Consider the following 18,561-nt stretch of genomic DNA (forward strand, 5'->3'; position numbering starts at 1 on the left):
ATGAAGATACTGCTGCACATATGCTGCGCCCCGTGCGCCATCTACCCGGTGAAGGAGCTGAGGTCCGCCGGGCTCGACGTCACGGGGCTCTTCTTCAACCACAACATCCACCCGTACACCGAGTACAAGCTGCGCATGGAAGCGCTGAAGACCTACTCGAAGCTGGTGGAACTTGAGGTGCTGTACCGGGAGGAATACCTCCTGGAGGAGTTTCTTTCCAACGTGGCGGGCGAGCCGCAGGGGCGCTGCGCCTACTGCTACCGCTCCCGTTTGGAGGAGGCCGCGCGGAGCGCGGCGGAACTTGGTTTCAAGAGATTCACATCGACCCTGCTTTACAGCCGCTATCAAAACCAGCAGATGATCCGCGAACTCGGTGTCAAACTGGGCGAGCGCTACGGCGTGGAATTCCACTACGAAGACTTCCGTACCGGCTGGCAGGAGGGGATCAACCTCTCCAAGGAGATGGGGCTGTACCGCCAGAAATACTGCGGCTGCATCTACAGCGAGAAGGAACGCTACGTCAGGAAATAGCGACTCAGGGGAAACCTAAAAGGGGACAGGCTCCGCAGGTGCCTGTCCCCTTTTCAATTTTGTAGGGGCGAATGATTATTCGCCCAGCCGCTCGTGCCCCTACCGCTGCTATGGCAAAATAGACGCTGCGGCACGGGGGGCGAATGATTATTCGCCCCTACAGGTCCCTTGACGGGAGGGGCATCGTCGCCGGAACAGACTCTGTTCCCCGTCAGGGCCCGGATCCACCAGACAACAAAGGACTCTCATGCCCTCCTTTGGCAAATCCCTCATCATCCTCGGCCTTATCATCGCCGCCATCGGCGCGCTCTTCACCCTCGCCGGCCGTATCCCGTGGCTGGGACGGCTGCCGGGCGACATCTACGTGAAGAAGGAGAACTTCACTTTCTACTTCCCGCTCGCCACCAGCATCATCATCTCGCTGGTGCTCTCCTTCATCCTCTGGCTGTTCCGCAGGTAAAGCAGCCCCCCTCGTCCACCGCTCCCCTCTCCGGAGGGAGGAAGCGGCTGCCGTCTCTTTAATGCTCCCCCTCACTGGCCCTCCCCCTCCGGGGGAGGGAACGGTGCACCATCCGTCAAGGGATTTCCATTACGCCCACCGTGCAGAGGTTCCTCCGTATCCAGAGAGAAACTGTACGTTTAGTCCGCTGCACGCGAACCCGCGTCCCCCCCTTTGCGAAGGGGGGACAGGGGGATTTGCTTTTTCTCCCACCGGCACTATCCGTCCCCCCTTCTCCAGCAGGAACAGATCCCCGCGCCAGCGCACCCGGTTTCCGATGAGCGACAGCGCCCAGACGCCGAAAGAAAGCGCGTCCCGCAGCGGCAGGAGCCAAAGCCAGCGCGGCAGGAGTCGGTCCTGCACCAATAGCCGGCTGTACGTGGTGCAAACGGCCGCCCGCACTAGGTAAAGGAGCGCCGCCGCCAGCCATCCCGCCGCCGTGAATCCCGAGAGCAGCAGCGCTACAAGCGCCCCCGGAAACGGGAGCGTGATGCCGGAAGCCAGATACCCTCCCGGCCGGGAAACCCGCATGGTGCGCCCCCAGCGCAGCTGTCGCGACAGGAGCTCGGAGAGTCTCTCGTCCCCGCGCATCATGCTTTCCACGAAGTACGGCGATAGCTCCAAGCGATAGCCGGCCCTGTGGATCATGTTCCCCAACTGGTAGTCGTCAGCGAGATAGTCGACCAGTGCCTCGAAGCCTCCGATCCGCTCCAGCGCCTCCCGGCGCACCGCCATCGACGCCCCCAGTGCGAACGAAAGCCCCTCCAGTTTCAGCGCAGCCATCACGTTGGGTATCATCTCGCAGCAAAAACCGAGCGCCTCGATGGCGCAGCCGGTCCCTTTCACCTCGGAGCTTCGGTACAGCGAAGTCACCAGTCCGACCTCAGGGTCGGCGAAGGGGGCGCAGACCTGGCGCAGGTACTGATCCTCCACCCTGATGTCGCTGTCACAGACCACCAGCAGCGGATGCTTCGCCTTCGCGTAGGCGTGCATAAGGTTGCAGACCTTGTAGTTGGCCCCGTGGATGGCCGGGTCGATAACCAGCTCGATATCCGTTTCCCGGTAGGTCTGCATCAGCTGCCGGATGATGGGAATCACGGGGTCGTCGTGAGAGGCGACGGCGAAGACGATCTGGTAGCAGGGGTAGTCCTGCCGGCAGAAAAAGGAAAAGTTTTCGAAGCTGTCGCCGTCCACGCCCCGCACCGGTTTCAGGATGGAGACCGGCGGCGCGTAGTCCGGCAGCCCGGCGGACGCAGCGAAGAAGCTGCGGCCGCAGTGAAGCGTGATCGCGGCGTAAGCGAGGGAAGGTGCGATGGCGAGGAACGGGAGGGCTTGGCGCAGCATCAGCGGATCCTTTCCACCAGCACCAGGTACGGTGCGGTGTCCGGTCGGTTCAGTTGCCGGTGGCGCCAGACGTTGAAGCGTCCCGGGTGAAGAGTGGCGGCCCACTGCTCAACCGCGGCAGCCTCCTCGGGGCCGCCGGCATGGCCGGTGTAGAGGGCGATGGTGACGATCCCGCGCGGGGCCAGGAGTTCCGCAGCCTGCCCCAGCGCGGCCACGGTATTGGCCGGATCGGTGATGAGGCCCGTGTCCCCCCCGGGGAGGTAGCCCAAGTTGAAGGCGGCGGCGGTTATCCCCTGCGGCACGAAGTCGGCGAGCCGCTCGTGCCCGACCTCGACGAGTCGCACCTGAGCCAGCCGTCCTTCCCGCTCCAGCAGTTGGCGGGTGGCGTTGATGGCCTGCGGCTGCACGTCGAAGGCCCAGACCGTCCCCCCCTCCCCGACCAGATCCGCGAGCAGCAGGGTATCGAGGCCGTTGCCGCAGGTGGCGTCCAGCACAAGGTTCCCCGGACGCACCCGCTCCCTCAGAAAGTAATGCGAAAGCGGCACCGCACCGCGTAAAGATTCAGCCTTGTTGCCAGCCTTCCCCACAGTACCCCCAAAAGACCATAGCCATACACCCCCTCGCCCTCCGGGAGAGGGGCAGGGGTGAGGGCCGGCCTGGGCGTAATAGATTGAGCCCTGTTGCCAGCCATCCCCACAGTACCCCCAAACGACCATCCCCCCCCTCGCCCCCGGGAGAGGGGCAGGGGTGAGGGCCGGCCTGGGCGTAATAGATTGAGCCCTGTTGCCAGCCATCCCCACAGTACCCCCAAACGACCATACCCCCCCTCGCCCTCCGGGAGAGGGCAGGGGTGAGGGCCCGGCCGCGAAGGCAGCCCCTTGTGGCCAAGACAATCCCTCACCTCAAGAGCGGACGGGCGAATGATTATTCGCCCCTACGGTGTTGTGCCGTTCACCCACGTCTTTGGTTTTCTCGGATTTCCTCAGATTTTCTCCGTGGCCAAAGCTTTTGGGTCTAGCGTTTTTTCCCCGCCAGCGTCAGCACCGCCGGGAGGGTGACCATGAACGCTATCTGGCAGGCGACCATCCCAAGCGACATCACCGCGCCGATGCTGAACACCCCCTGGTGCCGCGCCACCATGAGCGCGCCGAAGCTGGCCATGATGGTAAGCGTGTTCAGCAGCACCCCGACCCCGGTGGAACTGAGGATGACGCCCGCCGCGCTCCCCTCCTCGCGCCGGTACCGGTTGATGATGTAGATCCCCGAATCGACCGCTATCCCCAAAACGAGCGGCATGACGATTATGTTGGCCGAGTTGAAGCTGATCCCGAAGAGCCACATGCCGCTCACCATGAACAAAAGCCCCACCAGCAGCGGCACCAGCCCGATGAGCGCGTACTTCACGCTCCTAAAGGCGATAAGGAGTATCCCCACGATGGCGACGAAGGCGTAGATGAAGGCGAGGCGATAGGAGTCGCGCATGATGGTCATGGATTCGTACACCATCACCGGTTCCCCGGTGGCATGAGGATCGACGCTCCTCACCTCGTCCACGAAGTTCTTGAGCGGCTCGCGGTTGAAGATCTCCCCCTTGGGGGCAACCTGCAGCATGAGCTTCCCGGTCTTGCCCACGAAACGGGAACGGAGCTCCCTGGGCACGTCCGCCTCGGTGACCGCCCTGGCCGCGAGGCTCTGCTTCAGGAGCTCGAGCTTTGCCGGAAGCTCCTTGAACATCCCCCCTTGGAAATCCTGGAGCATCCCCACCGCGTTCTTGTCCCTTTCCTTTTCCAAACCCGCGAAAAACTTGTCCAGGGTCGCCACGAAGGCGGCGGCCTGCTTCGCCTCCGGGCGGCGGTTCTGCTCCAGCCGCTCCTTGAGCGACACGGCGGCGTTTCTGAAGGACTCGAACACCTTGGGGAGCTCCATGAGGGAGAGGCTCTCCTCGTACGGAACGGGCTTCACGTCGGCAAGCTCCGCGCGCAGCGCGGCAAGCTCCGCAAGCTTCTCCTGCTGATGGTCCGGCACCAGGGTGTTCAGGCTCACCACGTGGTCGACGCTCGGCAGCCGCTCCAGCCTGGCCGTCTTCGCCTGGGCATCCGCGGCGTTATCGGCCATGACCACGGCGAAGTAGCCGCTGTTCTCCTTGCTTCTCATCAGCTTGTAGGCGTAGGTCACCGACTCCAGCCCCTTGGCCTGCAGGTTCATGAGGTTGTAGTCGAAGGAGACCCGGGAGAGGGGATAGAGCGAGGCGACGCACAGGGCGAGCGTCAGGGCGATCACCAGCTTCGGCCGGCCGAACATGAGACGCGCCAGCACCCCGTGCTCGCCCGGGCGTGCCGCCGTTGCGGGGGTGCGGGCCTTGCGGTACCGGGTGAGGATCACCAGCAAAGCGGGAAGCACGGTGAAGGTGACCAGGACGCAGATGACGACACCGCCGGCGGCGATGATGCCCAGTTCGGCAATACCGCGGAAGTCGGTGAAAACGAAGGTGAGGAAAGCGGCTGCGACGGTGGCTGCGGCCATGACGATGGCCCAGACGTTCCTCGTCACTCCCGTTTCCAGCGCGACCATTTCCCCCGCCCCCAGTTGCAGCTCCTCCTGGTAGCGCAGCACCACCTGGATGCCGTACTCGATGCCGATGCCGATCAACATTACGGCAAACACCATGGAGAGGATGTTCAGGTGCCCGACAGCGACGGTGGCGAAGCCGAACGAGAGGGAGATGGCGACCAGCAGTGAAACCATGGCGGCAAAGACGTTAAGCACCCCGCGGAAGGCGAAGAGGAGCAGGACCACCGTCAGCACCAGGGAGACCACCGTCGCCATGGTGATGTCCTTTTCACTGGTGGTCATCTCCTCGTGCTCCAGCACCGGGGTCCCGGTGAGCCCCACGCTCACCCCCTTGAATTCGGGGAGTGCCTTCAGGCGGGCCACCTCGGCGCGGACGACGGCTATCGCCGCCTTGGCAGGGACGAACCCGGTCATGTCCCGCACCGGGAGCGCGGTCAGTATCTGCTGGCGTCCCGCGCGCGCAAAGGCGGAATCGGGATTCATGAAGACGCTTTCCATCGAGGGGACGCCCCCCTTCCCGGTACCGAAGGTGGTGAAGCCGGCCCCCAGCTTGTCCAGCATGAACAGTATTCCCGGGAGCTCCTTCTCGTCGCCGGCCAGGTAGCGCCCGATGCTGCCGGTCATGTGGGTGAAGAGCGTCTGCACCGAGGGGGACGCGGAGAGCGCCCGCAGGGCCGGCGCCGCCAAGGTCAAGTTGCGGCGCAGCTCCTTGATGTCCTCCAAAGGCATGAACAGAAGGCCGTTGTCCCGGAAATAGGGGAGCGCGAAGGGATAGAAGACATCGGAGAAGTGCGCCTTGTCCCTCACCAGCGCGTCGTGCAGACGGCTCCCGAAGCTCCCCACCTTGTCGGCGTCCTCCCCCTCGATCACCACCACGATGTCCTCGGTACTGCCGAACTCGGCGCGGAAGGCGCGGTAGTCGCGATTGAAGGAGGTGTTCTGCGGCATCAGGTCGTCGCGGCCGGTGAGAAACTCCATGCGCTGGGCGGTGAGCCAGATGGAGAGAACGGACAACAGTAGCGCGAAGGTAAGCACCAGCCAGGGGCGGCGCGACGCCAGGGAGAACAAAAGACTCGTTTTGGGGGCTTCATTCATAGGATCATTGACCTTTTCCGCATACAAAATTAAGCCCCTGCAACCTAGCACACACCGGGCGCACAATCAACCGCACCGAGCAAAATCATTGTTTTCATTAGGAAAAAAATTCAATACCAGGAAAAAACAGTGTACCTTTTCACAAATACATGGTAGATTTCCAGCCTTGTAACTATGAGTAAAGCAGCTAGACTGGGTTAAACTGTCCCAATCCGGCAGAAAGGAGTATGTGGTGACGTCCCCCTTCAAACACCCCATATCACATGCACTCACCTCATTCAACGGCACCGTCAGTGAACCTGAACTGAACGTCGAACACAAGGCAGGGGCGACCGTCCATCAGTTCCCCCCCGCACTCTGGAAGAGTAAGCCGGGCAAGGCAAAGAGCCCCCTCGACCACGCTATTGAAGGCAGCCGCGACTTCTTCTTTCGTGAACAGCTTCCCAAAGGTTACTGGTGGGCCGAGCTTGAATCCAATGTCACCATAACGGCGGAATATATAATGCTGCTCCACTTCCTCGGGCTTGTTGATCACGAGCGCGAGCGCAAGATGAGCAACTACCTCCTCTCCAAACAGACCGAGGAGGGATTCTGGACCATCTACTACGGCGGTCCCGGCGACCTTTCCACCACCATCGAGGCCTACTTCGCCCTGAAGCTCGCGGGGTACCCCGCCGAGCACCCGGCACTCCAGAAGGCGCGCGCCTTCATCCTCTCCAAGGGAGGGGTGATCAAGTCGCGCGTCTTCACCAAGATCTTCCTGGCGCTGTTCGGCGAATTTGACTGGCTCGGCGTCCCCAGCATGCCGGTAGAGCTGAACCTGCTCCCGAACTGGGCCTACATCAACATCTACGAGTTCTCCAGCTGGGCCAGGGCGACCATCATCCCGCTCTCCATCGTGATGTTCAAGCGGCCGGTGCACAAGCTTCCCCCGGCGCAGAGGGTGCAGGAACTGTTCGTGCGGCCGCCGCGCGCCATCGACTACACCTTCACCAAGGAAGAAGGGATCCTCACCTGGAAGAACTTCTTCATCGGCCTGGACCACATGCTCAAGGTCTACGAGAGAAGCCCCATCCGTCCCTTCCGGAAGCGGGCGATGGCCAAGGCGGAAGAGTGGCTGCTGGAGCACCAGGAGGAGTCCGGGGACTGGGGCGGGATCCAGCCGGCCATGCTGAACGCGGTGCTCGCACTGAGCGTTCTTGGCTATGATAACGGGCACCCCGCCGTGGCCCAGGGGCTGAAGGCGCTGGAGCACTTCTGCATAGAGACCGACGACCATCTCGTCCTGCAGTCCTGCGTCTCGCCGGTGTGGGACACGGCGCTCGCCCTCAAGGCGCTCGTCGATTCGGGTGTGCCGTCGGACCACCCCTCCCTGGTGAAGGGCGCGCAATGGCTTTTGGACCGCGAGGTGAGAAGACCCGGGGACTGGAAGATCAAGTCACCCGACCTCGAGCCCGGCGGCTGGGCCTTCGAATTCATCAACGACTGGTACCCCGACGTCGACGACTCCGGCTTCGTCATGATCGCCCTGAAGGGGATCGAGGTGAAGGACCGCAAGGCGATGAACGAGGCCGTGAAGAGGGGCATCAACTGGTGCCTGGGGATGCAGAGCAAAAACGGCGGCTGGGGCGCCTTCGACAAGGACAACACCAGGCACATCCTGAACAAGATCCCCTTCGCCGACCTCGAGGCGCTCATCGACCCCCCCACGGCCGACCTCACCGGCCGGATGCTGGAACTGATGGGGACCTTCGGCTATCCCATCACCTACCCGGCTGCGCAGCGCGCCCTGGAGTTCCTGAAGAAGAACCAGGAGCCGGAAGGTCCGTGGTGGGGACGCTGGGGGGTGAACTACCTCTACGGAACCTGGAGCGTGCTCTGCGGGCTCGCCGCCATCGGCGAGAACATGGAGGAGCCCTACATAAAGAAGGCGGTCAACTGGATCAAGTCGCGCCAGAACATCGACGGCGGCTGGGGCGAGACCTGCGAATCCTACCACGACGCTACCCTGGCGGGGATGGGGGAAAGCACGGCATCGCAGACCGGGTGGGCACTCCTGGGCCTGATGGCGGCCGGCGAGGCGCAGTCATCCACCGTGGTGCGCGGCATCCAGTACCTGATCTCGACGCAGAAGCAGGACGGAACCTGGGACGAGACGCAGTACACCGGGACCGGGTTCCCCAAGTACTTCATGATCAAGTACCACATCTACCGCAACTGCTTCCCGCTCATGGCGCTGGGGACCTACCGGACCCTGACCGGCGCTGCGGAGTAACGGCGGCGTATGAGGGCCTTCGTCACCGGAGCCACCGGTTTCATCGGCGCGAGCATCGTGCGCGAGCTCCTGAAGGACGGGTACCGGGTGCGCGTGCTGGTGCGGCGCGGCTCGGACCGGCGCAACCTGGCCGGGCTCGACCTCGAGCTGCACGAGGGGGATCTCTCCGACCGCCAGGCGCTGGTCACCGCGCTGTCGGGATGTGACCTCCTCTTCCATGCCGCCGCCGACTACCGTCTCTGGACCAGGACGCCGCAGGCCATGTACGACGCCAACGTGCTCGGCACCCGCAACATCCTTTCCGCAGCACTCGCGGCCGGTGTAGGCAAGGTGGTTTACACAAGCAGCGTGGGGACCCTGGGGAATCCCGGCGACGGTACCCCCGGCAACGAGGAGACCCCGGTCGATTTCAACGACATGGTCGGGGATTACAAGAAGAGCAAGTTCCTGGCCGAGCGCGCGGCGGAGTCGTACCTCGACAAGGGGCTGCCGCTGGTGATCGTCAACCCGTCGACGCCGGTCGGGCCCATGGATGTGAAGCCGACCCCCACGGGAAAGATCATCGTCGACTTTTTGAACGGGAAGATGCCCGCCTACCTCGACACCGGACTGAACCTGATAGACGTCGAGGCGTGCGCACGGGGGCACCTCCTCGCGGCGCAGAAGGGAAGGATCGGGCAGAAGTACATCCTGGGGAACCGCAACCTGACGCTCGCGGGGATCTTCGAGATGCTGTCGGCGTTGACCGGGCTGAAGGCGCCCCGGGTGAAGCTTCCCTACTACCCGATACTGATGGCCGCCTACGCGAACCATGCGCTGTCCCTGGTCACCCGTCGCGAACCGCTCATCCCGCTGGCGGGCGTGCAGATGGCGCGGAAGTTCATGTATTTCGACTCCGCCAAGGCGCAGGCCGAACTGGGGGTGCCGCAGACTCCCGTGGAAGACGCCCTGGAGCGCGCGGTGAAGTGGTTCAAAGACAACGGCTACATACAAAACCGTTAGCCACGGAGAATATCTGTCTCGGATTTGCTCCGTGGCCAATGTTTTTTGGTTTCTAATCGCTACAGGTTCTCAAGGAGATCCATGTACACATTGCTCAGCAAGATAAACGGTCCCGACGACCTGAAGAAGCTGGATGCCGAGGAGCTGGTGCTGCTCGCCGGCGAGGTGCGCGGCTTCCTCATGGATACGGTGGCGAAGACCGGCGGACACCTGGCCTCCAACCTGGGTGTGGTCGAGCTCAGCATCGCGCTGCACTACTGCTTCGACTCCCCCAAGGACAACATCGTCTGGGACGTCGGCCACCAGGCCTACACCCACAAGATCCTCACCGGGCGGCGCGACAGCTTCCACACCCAGCGCTGCTACAAGGGGATCAGCGGCTTTCCCAAGCGTTCCGAGTCCCCCCACGACGCCTTCGGGGCCGGGCACTCCTCCACCTCCATCTCGGCGGGGCTCGGCCTCGCGGTGGCCCACACGCTCAAGGGTGACGACGCCCGGGTCATCTCGGTGATCGGGGACGGCTCGCTCACCGGCGGCATGGCACTGGAGGCGCTGAACCAGGCGGGACACCTGAAAAAGAACCTGATCGTCGTCCTAAACGACAACGAGATGTCCATCTCGAAGAACGTGGGTGCCCTATCCTCCTTCATCTCGCGCAAGATGACCGGCTCCTACTACCGCGGGCTGAAGAAGGAGATGGAAGGTCTCCTGGCAGGGATTCCCGCCATCGGCGGCAACATCCTGCATTTCGCCAAGAAGGCGGAGAACTCTCTCAAGGGGTTCCTCACCCCGGGGACGCTCTTCGAGGCGCTCGGCTTCGAGTACGTGGGCCCCATCGCCGGTCACGACATCCCCACGCTCCTCGGCGTCCTGGAAAACGTGAAGCGGCTGGAAGGCCCGATCCTTCTCCACGTGATGACCAAGAAGGGAAAAGGCCACGGCCCGGCGGAGGACATGCCGGACAAGTACCACGGCGTCGCCCCCACCAAGCCCGCCAGCGCCACCGCCGGCAAGCAGGCGCCCCCCTCCTACACCAGCGTCTTCGGCAACACCCTGGTGAAGCTGGGCGAGAAGGACGAGAAGATCCTCGCCATCACCGCGGCCATGCCCGACGGCACCGGCCTCACCCCGTTCGCGGAGCGCTTCCCGGAGCGCTTCTTCGATGTCGGCATCGCCGAACAGCACGCGCTGACCTTCGCGGCCGGGCTCGCCGTCGAAGGGTTCCGCCCGGTCGCCGCCATCTACTCGACCTTCACCCAGCGCGCCTACGACCAGGTTTTCCACGACATCTGCCTGCAGAAGCTCCCGGTGACCCTGGCCCTGGACCGCGCCGGCCTCGTGGGCGACGACGGCCCGACCCATCACGGCGCCTTCGACATCTCCTACCTGCGCCACCTCCCGGAGCTCACCGTGATGGCGCCCAAGGACGAGAACGAGTTGCAGCACATGCTGAAGACCGCCATCTATCACGGCCGCCCCGTTTCGTTGCGCTACCCGCGCGGCGCCGGGTACGGAGTCCGGATGGACAAGGAATTGAAGTCGATCGAGATCGGCAAGGGTGAACTGCTGGTCGAGGGAACCGACCTCACCCTGGTCGCCGTCGGCTCCACCGTCTACCCCGCGCTGGAGGCCGCCGCCCTTTTGAAGCAGAAGGGGATCTTCGCCTCCGTCGTGAACGCCCGTTTCGTGAAGCCGTTGGACCGCGACCTGATCCTCTCCGAGGCCGGACGCACCGGCTGCGTCGTCACCGTCGAGGAGAACGCCCTCCTGGGGGGCTTCGGCAGCGCCGTTTTGGAAGCCATGGCCGACGCGGGACTGACGGGCGTGCGGGTGAAGCGCATAGGCATCCCCGACAGCTTCATCGAGCAGGGGAGCCAGTCGCAGTTGCGCGCCGACCTCGGGCTCGACGGAGCCGGGATCGCCGCCACCTGCCAGGCCTTCCTGAAGGGAGCCGGCAGCGTGCATCCGCAACTGACCGTAGTCAAGTAGCAGAGCTTTTGTTTCAGTCAGGCAGCTAGACGCGGGACAGGCTGAAAGCTTCATCACCCCAGCCTGTCCCGCAGCCATGTTTATCAGACTTCAACCCAAGAACAGCCGGAAGGATACCTCTACAATGCGTTTTCCGATGCGATTGAATTACGACCTCACCCGTTACATCGTCGGCAACAAGATGAAGAACCAGGAGAAATACCCCCTGGTCCTCATGCTGGAGCCGACCCATCTGTGCAACCTCGCCTGCTCCGGCTGCGGCCGCATCAGGGAGTACGCCGACACCATCCAGGAGATGATGAGCCTGAAGGAGTGCCTGGACTCCGTGGACGAGTGCCCGGCACCGGTCGTCACCATCACCGGCGGCGAGCCGTTCCTGTATCCCCACATCTTCGAACTGATCGACGAGGTCCTGAAGAGAGGGAAGCACATCTACCTTTGCACCAATGCCCTGCTCCTGGAGAAGGCGCTGGACACCCTTAAGCCGCACCCGAACTTCGTGATCAACGTGCACCTGGACGGCATGGAAGAGACCCACGACCGCATCCTGGAGCGCCCCGGCACCTTCAAGATCGCCATGTCCGCCATCAAGAAGGCCAAGGAGCTCGGTTTCCGTCTCTGCACCAACACCACCATCTTCAAGGAAACGAACCTCATTGAGATCGAGATGCTGTTTTCCCATCTGAAGGACCTGGGTGTCGACGGCTTCCTGGTCGCCCCCGGATTCGGGTACGAGGCCGTGGGGGAGAAGCTGTTCCTTGAGCGGCGCGAGATCCAGAAGAAGTTCGAGGCCGTGTACGAGATGAGCAAGCGGTTCCGTTTCTTCTCGACCCCCATGTATCTCAGGTTTTTAAAGGGTGAGAAGGAACTGGAGTGCACCCCCTGGGGCAATCCGACCCGCAACCCGCGCGGCTGGAAGGCCCCCTGCTACCTCATCACCGACGAGCACTACGGCAGTTTCGCCGAGATGATGGAAAAGACCCAGTGGGACAAGTACGGCGTAGGCAAGGACCCGCGCTGCGCCCAATGCATGATGCACTGCGGCTTCGAGCCCAGCGTGGTCGCCGAGGTCGGCAAGAGCTGGAAAGAGATGTGGGAAATGTTCCTGTGGAACCTGACCTGAGATCAGCAGCTTTAATAAGCCCGTAAAAACAAGAAGGGGCAGCCTCACGGCTACCCCTTCTGCATTTGCACTGCCGGCAGATCAAATCTCAAAATCTCAAGAACTTCCCCCTATTGTCCCAGCGACATGGTTGAGCTGTATTACTCAAACCACCGTGCCGAAGAGCTTACCGACGCCCGCGGTTAGTCCCATTGCGAACGCCCCCCAGAAAGCGACACGAATCGCCCCCTTGGCAATAGGCGCGCCACCGGCATATGCAGCGGTTGCCCCCAAAATGGCTAAAGTGACCAGCGCGGTCGCAGATAAGACCTCGGCAACCCAGGCTGTAGGAGCGAGCAACAAGGTTACGATTGGAACAATGGCACCTGACACGAAAGAAATTGCAGAGGCGAGAGCAGCTTGAACCGGCCGAGCCCGTAGGGGCTCGGTAATGCCGAGTTCGTCACGAGCGTGAGCCACGAGTGCATCACTGGACGTCAGTTTTTCTGCTACCAGACGTGCTAGCGGTTGATCGAGACCTCGGCTCACATAAATTGAAGTCAGCTCTGCGAGTTCGCTCTCCGGTTGAACCTGTAGTTCACGCCTTTCTCTTTTAATGTCAGCGCCTTCAGTATCAGCCTGCGATTGAACCGAGACATACTCGCCAGCCGCCATTGACATAGCTCCAGCGACCAGACCGGCCACACCGGTGAGCAGAATACTATTTTGTGGTGCTCCAGAGGTAGCAACGCCGACGACAAGGCTTGCGACCGAAATTATTCCGTCATTAGCACCAAGCACGGCTGCTCGAAGCCAACCAATTCTCGTTGTTTTGTGAGATTCGCTGTGAATTTGAAGCATGATAAGAATCTCCATGTGCCCAACGGTGCGGGTGGTGAGCAGGCTGCACTGCACCACCAACCTTGTTAAGACTTTCTTGCTACAACATAAACATGTCTTTCTGGAAACTGGTCTAATTCCAGGTGCATTATGGTAAGTCCATTGCTTATAAGGGCTGACAGATTCCCGTTTATGCCAATTGAACTGTAGTAGAAATCATCCTCATGCCATCTGTCGGTATGCTCGCCGGTCACATTGCCAAATGAATATATAAGGACACCGTTTTCTTCCAATAAACTACATAGCTTTTCTATGACTGGACTGTGCATTTGTATGGGCAGGTGAAAGATGCTATCCCAAGCAATTATAAAGTCGAATTTGTTATCAGTTTCCCAAGTGCAAATATCCTGCACAAAAAAAGATGTATTCGGATGATTTTGAAGCGCCAAATTTATCATCTCTTCAGAAACATCTATTCCTGTTACTACAAATCCCTGATCTTGTAATTTACGAATGATTCTCCCACCTGTACCACATCCAACATCAAGTGCTGACCTGCCGGACGCAAATTTGAGAGCAACATCAAGTTGTTTCATTCCATATTGAGAATCATGATGTCTCTCGTGCCACCACTGGGCAATCTTGTCATATTTTTCGCCTAGCTCTTTTGGTTTCATTTTAGTGCCTCAACGTGCATGAGCGTGACTGGCGCGTTTTTTTCGCATCCGAGTCTATCTTAGTCAGGGGGAAAGAGTGGGTCGTTCTTGATTTTTGGAGATTTGCATTATTGGCTGATCAAATCTCAAAATCTCAAGAATATCCCTTACTGACTCGGCCCCATCGAGGCCGCCAATTACTTCGGCGGTACTGGAAACTGAGCTTTCAGCTTGGAGTGTAAGAGGCTGTACAACTCATTCTCCATGGTGTCGAGGATGTAGGTGTAGGCGTAGTCGTTTTTGGGGTAAATGACGCTTCCTTTCAACTGAGCACTCCATACGGTCGCTCCGGTGTTTACTGATATCGCGTCTATCTGGATGTTTTCAAAATACATATTCTGAATATGGTTTTTCCCCATGTCGGTGATCCTGGCGTTGATGATGGCATCGGCACCCAGCGATTTAGCCAACAGCAGGCGCTCTGGTTGTGGAAGGTCTTCGAGCGCCAGGTGACGATCCTGCAACAGGTGCATCAGATCTGACTTCTGCACGCAAACGTGCCCCATCCCCCTGATCGTCCGCTCTATCTTTGTCTCGTTGCTGTCTACCACGGACTTGCCTTTATCCGGTCTCGTGGCAAGCCAGTCAATCTGATGGTCCACTAAGAAAACGAGATAAGTCTTGGTGTCTGCAGCGATGTTCCGGGCGACACTTGTATTTGCGGTGAGGTCGAAATTTAATCCGAGTTCGTTCCCCGTAGTGGACAAATTGCGTGCCGAATCGTCTTTAGGAGTGTACTTGAGTGTACGCTTTGCATCGGCCATCGCCCCGTCTTTGTCGCCATTTCTGGAGTAGCTGAGGGCCCTCCACCTTAACCACGACAGACGGTCGCCGAATTTTAGGGCGGCGCTGTAAGAGGCTATGGCTTCGTCCCACTTCCCTCGACCAAAATAGTTATCCCCATGATCCGCATCTACATCGCCCTGCAAGCTCCATAACAGTGGGTTCAAGTGGACGTACTTGATTGCGTATCTAGCAAACTCCGCCATCTCCTCATACGACCCGCCCCATCTCGGTAGTAAGGTTCCCATGTACTCGTGCCTAACGTAGAAGGTTCGTTTGTCCTGGGCTTCAGCCTTTGAGAGGACCTCTTTCGCGGTGAATGGCATGCTTGTCGCCTTTGCCATCCTGATCATGCATGCGTAGGCCGGCATGAAACGAGGGTTTCTAGAAATAGAGGCTTGTAAGTCCTTGGTCGCCTCAGCAAAGAAATAGGCCATCTCCTTCATCTTGTACTTCGGGGTGTTGCTGGCGAATTTTGCCCCGCGCGCTGAATACCCCAGTTGCGTCAGGAATCTCCCTCTGGCGGCGTATGCTATGAAGGAATCTGTTTCCTCAATCCAGGCATCGATGTCTTCAGCCGCGATGCCCTCATCGGGTGTGAAGATATTGTAGGAGTCCTGTAAAAGCCACTCGTACCTGACATCCTTTTCGTAGAGAGCCAGGCGTTGTGAGAACAGTTGGTCGAGAGCCTTGAAGTCGTGGATTGTGAGCAACTTCTTTATGTGAGGATAATCCGGGTCGCTTAACTCATAGTAACTCTTTAGAGTGGCGTTTGACATTTCCGCCTGCCTCACAGGTGTTTCGACGTTCTTCCCGGCTGCAAGACATCCAGTGCAGACACCAAATACGCAAAAAGATAAAATCATGAGAAATAGTATAGCGCGCCGCATTTGCCCTCCTAGCTATTCAAAAACAAAACCTACCCCACGAGTGCGGGGCACCACATCACAAGGCAACGTCCCCTCATACATTCCTCATCTGTTATCGCCTCAGCAGGTCATGCGGATTCAGAAAAAACATTCTGTCAAATCCATATTTCTCTGTCTGAAAAAGCCACACATAAGGAATTTGCGTAATGATCGCATAATGAAGGTGAGGTTGTTTCCCTGCTGCATTGCCCGTGCTGCCGACCGTTCCGAGTTTGCTGCCTTGAGAGACGAACTCACCATTGGTAACGTTGATGCTCTTCAGGTGGGCATAGTAATGAACCCGCCATTTTGGGCCGAGGACAGAAACCACGTTCCCGCCGCCCGGTGTGAAACCCGCCTGCACCACCAAGCCGGAACTGGCCGCAATAACGGGAACCCCTTCCTGAGCAAAGATGTCTATCCCCTTGTGCACGCCTGATTTCCCCCAAGGGCTGAACCAGAAGCTTTTGGCATTCCAGTCCGACTTCGTTGCACCTTTGACAGGGATGATCAACCGCTCCGGCAGACAGATGCCAGCGGCCAGCAGCAGAAGCAGCAGCGCGAGAATTGCCCCGACGACAGTCTTTGTCTTAGTGCGTTTCATTTCGTCCTCATCAACTCGGGATTGTTGACCCAGAGCGCGAGGTAGGGTTGTTTGCCGGCCTTTTGCTTCAGACAGATCAAGTACGGTTTGTCGAAGATGTACATTCTCGGTTTCGATCTCCCTACCGGAGCTTCACCTTTCATTCTTCCCAGGATAAAGGCTTTGGACTTGAGAACCGCCCCTTTTTCATTCAGCTTGAACCGTATAGCCTGAGTTGCGGCGGCAATATACCATTTCTCCCAGTCGTTGTTCAGCAGCGGTTTACCATCAAACTCAGAGAAACGGTGGCTCAGATCGAAGTTGATTTTGGGGATTTTCAGCGATTCGTGTTCCTCTATGACAGACCGCTTGCCGCTGGTGATCCTTTTTGCGACCGCCTGATAGGTGTCCAGAATGGTTTTTCCCGGCTTGATCTTAGCCAGAATTATCTCGTCATCCTTTGATTTACTGGTTAACGACAGGATAAAGTCATTGTCGTCCCGGTAATCCAGAATGCTTACCTGGCTGGCAAGCTTCTCGTGCAGACGGTTTTCGTGAGAAAAGAGTTCGATGCCGAACGCCTTAACAGGTGTGATACTGCTAGCGGCCTGGAATGACAGGGGGGTGGGGATCTTTTCAAACTCGATGGGAAATTCCAGGTTCTTGTACAGGAATCCATAGGCGATGATCGACCGATTGCCGGCAGAAGCTTGAGGCAATCTGAAGTTTTCATCCGCCTGATCACCAAACTTTTTTTGCACCTCCCCGTTAACGCGCTGAACAAGGTCCTGCGAATATGCACCGGCGCCGGCGACATAGGAATCCGGTGAGAGATCATCGTTGCCAAGTGCTAGTTGGTTCAACTGCCGGACAGACGGTGGCTCGTCCTTTAGCCGGATATCCTCCTTGATCATCTGGGTACGCATCATATCCCAGGCCTTTTGGAAGATGGCGCAGTACAGGAGATTGTCTTCAGTGGAAAGTGGCCCATTCAGATGGGCTGTAAATATGGTTTTTGCTGTAGTTGTTACGGGGGGAGGGGCGGTTATTTGTTCATAGAGCCTATAAGGCGAACCGAATTGGTAAACACTTATTGTTCCAGCGATCAGTACCAGTGATGTCGCAAATAACGTCTTGTTTGTGTGGTAGATACTGATAAAAAAACTAGTAATTTTCAAAAGTGCAATGATGGAAACAGATGAAATGAACACACACGTAAACACTTTAAAAGCAGTAATCGCAAAAAACATAAAGATGCTAAGCAACGCCGCTATTAAAGATGCTGTCGCAATTATGGCTAATATGTTGTAAGTCGAGCGGTTTGCTTTTGCAAATATTGATAACGGGTTACTATAGAATTTTTCATCAAGCTCTGGTTCCGCTCGCCGAGCGCCAGGGTGAGGTGTGATTACTTCCTCTGGCTTTTGCAGGTCTTCCCTCTTTAAACTCTTCTCTCCTGCAAAACCGATCCGTTTCAGCCGGTATTTGGTGCCAATATATCCTACCAATAATACAATAAAGAGTCCCAGGTAAGGAACCCGCGCCTTATTCACCTCGTACATCCTGGTTATCCGTAGATCCTCATAGGGAAGCAGGACTTTCTTTACTCCATCCCTCACTTCCCAAACCGTATAGGAGTCGCCGGTGATGCTGGGGTCTTTGTCGACAAACAACGAGACAGCCGTACCTGGCTCAAGGTGGGCTGCCGGCGAATCAAAGCGGTCATAGACCAGAAACTCCAGGTTGGGTGGGGTCTCCAGCGTGATGAATGAGAACCTGCCGTTTCGGATACCGATCTCTTTGACCCGGCCCTGTATTTCAATGAGGCTGCTTTTTGCAGGAGTCAGGCTGGAGTAGATATCCGCAGCGATGAACGCCCCGGAACCGCACAACGATAGATAGATGATGAGGTGTAATCGATAGAACATGCTGACACTGCTCTTCTCCAGTGGGCCCGGAGTTGCGGACAGGCGGATGCTGGGAAGGACAATGGCGCAGACACAGAGGAACAGATACGCCTGAAGCGCATAATGATGCGACATCTGCAAATGCCCGATCTTCGCTAACCCTACGAGTGCAAAAAAGGACGCAGCCCATAACCAGAACTTGTTAAAGTCTAGATAGTATCGGCCATTGCATGTGAGGCACAGCATCCCGGCCGGGTGCACATCACCTGTCGAAAGATGCTGCTTACCTCCGGACAAGAGATGTGCAATCGGAATATGGATGTCACATTGAGGGCATTTCAATTCAATCTCGTCCTTCGTTGTGGTATTGACCGTTTAGAAAGTTACTATATAGGCTACCGGCTACCAAAACGGAG

Annotated in this window: 14 protein-coding genes; 6 read left to right on the plus strand and 8 right to left on the minus strand. The window is 58.7% G+C overall.

Going from position 1 to position 18,561, the window contains the following annotated elements; all coding sequences use genetic code 11:
- Together KP001_RS11660 and KP001_RS11665 are read left to right on the plus strand one after the other, a co-directional pair.
- Entirely contained in the window at positions 1-531 is a 531-nt protein-coding gene (locus KP001_RS11660) for an epoxyqueuosine reductase QueH (RefSeq protein WP_217285817.1), read from the plus strand.
- Positions 532-778: 247 nt separating this feature from the next.
- Complete coding sequence (locus KP001_RS11665; RefSeq protein WP_216500391.1) at positions 779-991, plus strand: DUF2905 domain-containing protein; 213 nt, start codon at positions 779-781, stop codon at positions 989-991.
- 129 nt (positions 992-1,120) lie between these two features.
- On the opposite strand, the gene hpnI is transcribed toward KP001_RS11665, so the two are convergent.
- From hpnI to KP001_RS11680, 3 genes are all read right to left on the minus strand, one after another.
- Positions 1,121-2,374 (minus strand): bacteriohopanetetrol glucosamine biosynthesis glycosyltransferase HpnI, encoded by a 1,254-nt coding sequence (gene hpnI / locus KP001_RS11670; RefSeq protein WP_217285818.1) that lies wholly within the window; start codon positions 2,372-2,374, stop codon positions 1,121-1,123.
- The gene (mnmM, locus tag KP001_RS11675; protein ID WP_239027764.1) at positions 2,374-2,961 is read right to left on the minus strand and encodes a tRNA 5-(aminomethyl)-2-thiouridylate-methyltransferase MnmM; all 588 of its coding nucleotides are present in this window, start codon (positions 2,959-2,961) and stop codon (positions 2,374-2,376) included. The genes hpnI and mnmM overlap by 1 nt, the downstream gene beginning before the upstream one ends.
- Positions 2,962-3,388: 427 nt before the next feature.
- The gene (locus tag KP001_RS11680) at positions 3,389-6,040 is read right to left on the minus strand and encodes an MMPL family transporter (protein WP_217285820.1); all 2,652 of its coding nucleotides are present in this window, start codon (positions 6,038-6,040) and stop codon (positions 3,389-3,391) included.
- Positions 6,041-6,272: 232 nt separating this feature from the next.
- On the opposite strand from KP001_RS11680, the gene shc reads away from it, so the two are divergent.
- The 4 genes from shc (at position 6,273) to hpnH (ending at position 12,429) form a co-directional block, all read left to right on the plus strand.
- Positions 6,273-8,315, plus strand: a complete 2,043-nt coding sequence (gene shc / locus KP001_RS11685) for a squalene--hopene cyclase (protein ID WP_217285821.1) — start codon at positions 6,273-6,275, stop codon at positions 8,313-8,315.
- A 9-nt stretch (positions 8,316-8,324) separates the two neighbouring features.
- A complete protein-coding gene (gene hpnA / locus KP001_RS11690) occupies positions 8,325-9,317 on the plus strand; it encodes a hopanoid-associated sugar epimerase (RefSeq protein WP_217285822.1) in 993 nt (330 codons plus the stop codon).
- 81 nt (positions 9,318-9,398) lie between these two features.
- The gene (dxs, locus tag KP001_RS11695) at positions 9,399-11,306 is read left to right on the plus strand and encodes a 1-deoxy-D-xylulose-5-phosphate synthase (RefSeq protein WP_217285823.1); all 1,908 of its coding nucleotides are present in this window, start codon (positions 9,399-9,401) and stop codon (positions 11,304-11,306) included.
- Positions 11,307-11,430: 124 nt separating this feature from the next.
- Positions 11,431-12,429 carry an adenosyl-hopene transferase HpnH gene (hpnH, locus tag KP001_RS11700; RefSeq protein WP_217285824.1) on the plus strand — a complete coding sequence of 333 codons (999 nt, stop codon included), beginning with the start codon at positions 11,431-11,433 and terminating at the stop codon, positions 12,427-12,429.
- A 144-nt stretch (positions 12,430-12,573) separates the two neighbouring features.
- Here the strand turns inward: hpnH and KP001_RS11705 are convergent, their stop codons facing one another.
- The 5 genes from KP001_RS11705 to KP001_RS11725 form a co-directional block, all read right to left on the minus strand.
- The gene (locus KP001_RS11705) at positions 12,574-13,269 is read right to left on the minus strand and encodes a VIT1/CCC1 transporter family protein (protein ID WP_217285825.1); all 696 of its coding nucleotides are present in this window, start codon (positions 13,267-13,269) and stop codon (positions 12,574-12,576) included.
- A gap of 65 nt (positions 13,270-13,334) precedes the next feature.
- A complete protein-coding gene (locus tag KP001_RS11710; RefSeq protein ID WP_217285826.1) occupies positions 13,335-13,925 on the minus strand; it encodes a class I SAM-dependent methyltransferase in 591 nt (196 codons plus the stop codon).
- 176 nt (positions 13,926-14,101) lie between these two features.
- Entirely contained in the window at positions 14,102-15,637 is a 1,536-nt protein-coding gene (locus KP001_RS11715) for a tetratricopeptide repeat protein (protein WP_217285827.1), read from the minus strand.
- Positions 15,638-15,728: 91 nt separating this feature from the next.
- Positions 15,729-16,259: a M23 family metallopeptidase gene (locus tag KP001_RS11720; RefSeq protein ID WP_217285828.1), complete on the minus strand. Its 531-nt coding sequence runs from the start codon at positions 16,257-16,259 to the stop codon at positions 15,729-15,731.
- On the minus strand, positions 16,256-18,487 hold the full coding sequence (locus KP001_RS11725; RefSeq protein WP_217285829.1) for a hypothetical protein: 2,232 nt from the start codon (positions 18,485-18,487) through the stop codon (positions 16,256-16,258). The genes KP001_RS11720 and KP001_RS11725 overlap by 4 nt, the downstream gene beginning before the upstream one ends.
- Positions 18,488-18,561: the final 74 nt, after the last annotated feature.

The organism is Geomonas subterranea, assembly GCF_019063845.1.
GTDB classification, from domain to species: domain Bacteria; phylum Desulfobacterota; class Desulfuromonadia; order Geobacterales; family Geobacteraceae; genus Geomonas; species Geomonas subterranea.